The sequence below is a fragment of the Paenibacillus sp. OT2-17 genome (assembly GCF_009827695.1).
In the GTDB taxonomy this organism is placed as follows: domain Bacteria; phylum Bacillota; class Bacilli; order Paenibacillales; family Paenibacillaceae; genus Paenibacillus; species Paenibacillus polymyxa_B.
Genome location: NZ_WUDQ01000261.1, coordinates 1 through 5,057 on the forward strand (window position 1 = coordinate 1; position 5,057 = coordinate 5,057).

Below are 5,057 nucleotides of genomic sequence, written 5' to 3' on the forward strand. Positions count from 1 at the left end.
GATCAAAGCTATGATCCGGAGCCTGCTCTTCCATGACATCCAGTACGGTATTCACGAATTGGGTAAGCAGATTCAGCGCACCCTGGTAGCCGATAATCGGATAACGATGCAGATGATGCCTGTCGAAGATCGGAAAGCCCACACGGAGCAAAGGAATTTTCGCCTCTTTGGCCGCGAACTTCAGGTGGGAGCTGCCAATAGCCAGGTCCACCGGGTCCTGGAACAGCAGCGAACGCATATGCCACAAATCCTGACCGGAATGAACCGTGGCTTCTGCACCGTAAGGGCTGGACTTCAGCAGAAGCTCTGCTTCCTTCTCAAATTTCCGGTCCCCATTGGAGCAAACAATATGCACCGGCTCCATGCCCAACTCCAGACAAAAGCCAATCAGGCCGATGAGCATATCCGGGTCTCCCGCCATAGCCACTCGTTTGCCGTGCAGATAAGCATGCGAATCCATCATGGCATCCACAATTCGGGCGCGCTCCTGCTTTAATGCCTCGGGAATTTCCTTTCCGGACAGACGGCTGATCTCTTCAAGCAAGCAATCAGTAGCGCGGATGCCCAGCGGCGTGGAGATGGAAGACACCTGCTGCCCCCAGGTTCGCTTCATATAGCCTAATGTTTTACGAAGAGAGTACTGCTGGATCGCCAACGTGCCGGCAGCATCTGCGGCCTCGGGCACATCCTTAAGCGGCGTTCCCCCGTAATAGTAGCTGTACTCTCCAGTGGCCCCTGAATCAAAATTACTGCTGTGGTCACCCAGAATGGTATACGTAGCGCCGAACATCCCCAGTATGCGCCGCATTTCCGCAAAATTGCCCGTATACCCGTCAAACCCGAGCAGTACATTCAGCTTCAATTCATGACCAGGCTGCGGCGTCCGGCCTGACTTGTTATACAGCGTCTCCAGTACAGAGCGCAGCATGGCGTCATAGCCTGTAATATGTGAACCGGAGAAGCTGGGGGTATTGGCAAAAGGAACCGGCATATCCTCGGGAAGGGCTCCCTCCTGACGGGCATTAGCCAAGAAAGCAGACAGATCATCTCCGATCACCTCTGCCATACAGGTCGTGCATACCGCAATCATCTCCGGCTGATACAAGGCAATACAGTTCTCTATACCGTCAATGAGGTTGCGCATGCCGCCGAATACGGCGGCATCCTCGGTCATCGAGGTGGAGACGGCAGGAACAGGCTCTTTGAAGTGGCGGGCAAGATGGCTACGGAAATAAGCCGTACAGCCCTGTGAGCCATGAATGAACGGGAGCGTTTTTTCGAAGCCCAGCGCAGCCATAACCGCTCCCAGCGGCTGACAAGCCTTGGCCGGGTTCACGACTACAGCTGTACGAGCGAAATTCTTATCCTTGTATTCCTTGGTCTTGGTGTACTCTAGGGTGGCGGTAACCTCCTCTGGCGAGCAAGGGGCCTCGAAGGCCCGTTTCTCCTCACGCTGGCGCACATATTTATCCTGCCGAAACAGCTGATTGTGATCGACAATGTTCAGACGCTCGTTCATACCGGCACCTCCGCAGTCTGCCGGGACGGCAGCAGGCTCCATACTGGACTGTTTATGGTCATATCCATATCACGTGCAAAAATCTTGAAGCCGTCAAAACCATGATAAGGCCCGCTGTAATCCCAGGAGTGCATTTGACGGAAGGGAATGCCCATTTTGTGATACACATATTTCTCCTTGACTCCGGCACCCATTAAGTCAATATTCAGCCGCTGGGCCAATTCCTCCAGCTCATAGGCAGCTGGATCATCGTACAGAATGGTGCCTTCCTTTACATCGGGAAATGTCTTTTCGTAATCATCCTTATGGGCAAATTCATAGCCTGTAGCCACAATTTCCATACCCAGGTCCTCATAGGCACCGATGGTATGCCTTGCCCGCAGTCCGCCAATCAGAAGCATCACCTTTTTGCCTTCCAGACGTGGGCGGTATTTACGGATGACCGCCTCCATCTGCGGCATATATTGGGCAATGACCTGCTCACATTTTTCCTGAATCGTCTCGTCAAAGCGGGCAGCAATCGCTCTTAGGCTCTCCATCGTCTTGGTCGGGCCGAAGAAGTTATATTCCATCCAGGGAATTCCGTATTCCTGCTCCATCGTTGTGCACATATAATTCATGGAACGATGACAATGGATTAGATTGAGCTTGGATTTATGCGCAATCCCCAGCTCATTGATCGTACCGTCACCCGACCACTGCGCTATAACCCGCAGTCCCATTTCCTCCAGCAAAATGCGCGAGGCCCAGGCATCACCGCCGATATTGTAGTCCCCGATAATGGAGACATCATAAGGCCCGGACTCCTTTAGCTCGCGGCGCCCCATCAGAAAATCGCGGATAGCATCATTGGCAATGTGATGGCCCAGAGACTGACTCACCCCGCGAAAGCCCTCACAGCGTACAGGAATGACCGGAATGCCCAGCTCCTCTGTCATCTTCTTAGCCACGGCCCCGATATCATCACCAATCAGTCCGACCGGACATTCAGATTGCACGGAGATGCCCTTAGCCAGCGGGAACATCTCCTTAATTTCCCTGCAGATCACCTCCAGCTTCTTATCTCCGCCGAACACGATATCCTTTTCCTGAAAATTGCTTGTAATCTGCATGGCGGTAAAATTATCGATTCCCAATACCCCATTCGCATAATTGCGTCGGGTACCCCAACTGTATTGCCCGCAGCCGATGGGACCATGGCTAATGTGCACCATGTCTTTAATCGGGCCCCATACCACACCCTTGGAGCCTGCATAAGCACAGCCCCTTGCTGTCATGACGCCGGGCCGTGATTTCATGTTGGACTTAATGGAACAGGTTCCGCAGTTCACAAGCTCCTCATCCGCGATCTCAAAATGCTTGGTCCGGTCCTTCTTGGCCTTCTTGGGATATACCTCCAGTATCTCCTCTACGATCTGCTTTCCCTTATCCACAATACTGCTCATTTGGCCTATTCCTCCCTCCTGCGAGCTACGCGTTCAGCTCCCTCCATCATCACACGTTGGTTCCGTCATTAAGCCTTCTAGCTGGAGCCTACTGCCCGGACGCCTCAGCTTTGTTAATTGCGGTTTCTTCATCCTCAATAATGCCGAATTCCATCAACAGATCCTCCAGATCTTCCATGGAAATGGGAGTGGGAACCGTTAGCATATCGTTATTCAAAATCTTACCTGCCAGCTCTTCATACTCCGCAGCCTGCTTATGTTCCGGGTTATATTGGGTAACGGTCATACGGCGCAGCTCAGCGTGCTGTACAACATTGTCACGCGGCAAAAAGTGGATCATCTGCGTGTTCAGTCTTCTCGCAAGCTCTGTAATCAATTCCGCTTCCAGGTCCGTATTCCGGCTGTTGCAGATTAAGCCGCCCAAACGCACCCCGCCGCTGTTGGCATACTTCAATATCCCGCGCGCAATATTGTTGGCAGCGTACATAGCCATCATCTCGCCTGAGCATACGATGTAGATTTCCTGAGCCTTCTTCTCCCGGATCGGCATGGCGAAGCCCCCGCACACGACGTCCCCCAGCACATCGTAGGATACGAAATCCAGCCCTTCGTAGGCGCCCTCTTCCTCCAGAAAATTAATGGCTGTGATGATGCCGCGTCCTGCACAGCCGACACCGGGCTCTGGACCGCCGCATTCCACGTTCAGAATGTCACCGAAGCCCTTCTGGACAACATCCTCCAGCTCCAAATCCTCTACCGTGCCCCTTTCAGCAGCCAGATGTAGCACTGTCTGTTGGGCCTTCGTATTCAGAATAAGACGGGTGGAGTCTGCCTTGGGATCACAGCCTACGATCATAATTTTTTGTTTGAATTTGGTCGCGAGCTGAGCCAGTGTATTCTGCGAGGTTGTCGATTTGCCGATACCGCCCTTACCGTAAAACGCAATTTGTCTCATATTTTCTCAGCCTCCAAAATGTTCAATGGGTAAATCCGAATGATTGCCCTTAACTCCCTTATTGCGCTTACTTCCTTTATTGCTCTGCACAGGATACATATAACGCAGAAATTTCACATATTCCAGAACCGATTCCTCAATATCCCCGCCGCATACAATAGGCAGCACGCCAGCTTCCTGCAATGCCTCTTTGGGGGCTTCGCCTATGCCGGACGACAGCAGCAATGCACAGTCATGCACCATGGAAAGGATCTCCTTCATCGTCTCGACCTTGTCCCCATTGCAATCGGCTTTCCCGTGGCAGTAGGATTGCACCTTACGAATGCCTATGAAATTTACGATGGTCCCGTCGCTTTCATAGATCATAAATTCCTTGGCACGGCCGAAATGCTGATTCACCTTCCCTCCGCCACGACTGGCCACTGCGATTAGGACTGGCTTTGAGGTGAAGCTCGCTTCAGGCTTATCTCCCGATAACGGGCAGCTACAGCCAGCCCCGGTTGACGGTTGTTTGTGGTGTGATTGTCCCTCCTTGCGTTCCATTCTCACTCTCACCTTCTCATCCAGTTCTTTCTGAAATTGTGCCCTTGCCCCTTCATCCATGGGAGGAGCAGCCGCTATGTTCTCCCATGTAAAATCCTGATTGCGATCCTCGCCCAGCAGTCCAATCGCATCCGCCCTGCACTGACGGCAATGGCGCATAATGACAGCCCCCGCTTCAGCACATTGCTCCTGCAGCTGCCGGACCAGACGGGGACGGGGAGCCCGCATCCCTTCCTGCTCATACCGGCTACCAGGTGCGATGATGAGCGGCATAATGTTGTGCAGCACTGCGCCGTGCTCCTTGACCACCCTGGCTACCTCCGGCAGATGGGCATCATTGACTTCGGGAATCAGCACCGAGTTCACCTTGCACAATACGCCTCTCGAAGCCAGCATCTTCAAGCCTGCCAGCTGGCGGTCAATCAACAGCCGCGCGGCCTCCTCTCCTGCATAGCGTTTTCCTTCATCGTAGACCCATCCATAAATGCGGCTCCCCACCACTGGATCTACAGCATTGATCGTGATCGTGACATGCGAAATACCCAGCTCTACAATCCTGTCGATATGCCTGATCAAGGTAAGGCCATTTGTGCTG

General features: G+C 53.0%; 4 protein-coding genes. All 4 read right to left on the bottom strand.

What is annotated here, in order from left to right:
* Nucleotides 1–1,519 (bottom strand): nitrogenase molybdenum-iron protein subunit beta (gene nifK, locus GRP75_RS19015; protein ID WP_160790058.1); only part of this gene is annotated, 1,519 nt, incomplete at its 3' end.
* Entirely contained in the window at nucleotides 1,516–2,964 is a 1,449-nt protein-coding gene (gene nifD / locus GRP75_RS19020) for a nitrogenase molybdenum-iron protein alpha chain (protein WP_053324761.1), read from the bottom strand. The genes nifD and nifK, both read right to left, overlap by 4 nt.
* Before the next feature lie 88 nt (nucleotides 2,965–3,052).
* A complete protein-coding gene (gene nifH, locus GRP75_RS19025; RefSeq protein ID WP_023987270.1) occupies nucleotides 3,053–3,919 on the bottom strand; it encodes a nitrogenase iron protein in 867 nt (288 codons plus the stop codon).
* Between the two features lie 6 nt (nucleotides 3,920–3,925).
* A partial coding sequence (nifB, locus tag GRP75_RS19030; RefSeq protein WP_160790059.1) for a nitrogenase cofactor biosynthesis protein NifB occupies nucleotides 3,926–5,057 on the bottom strand: 1,132 nt, incomplete at its 5' end.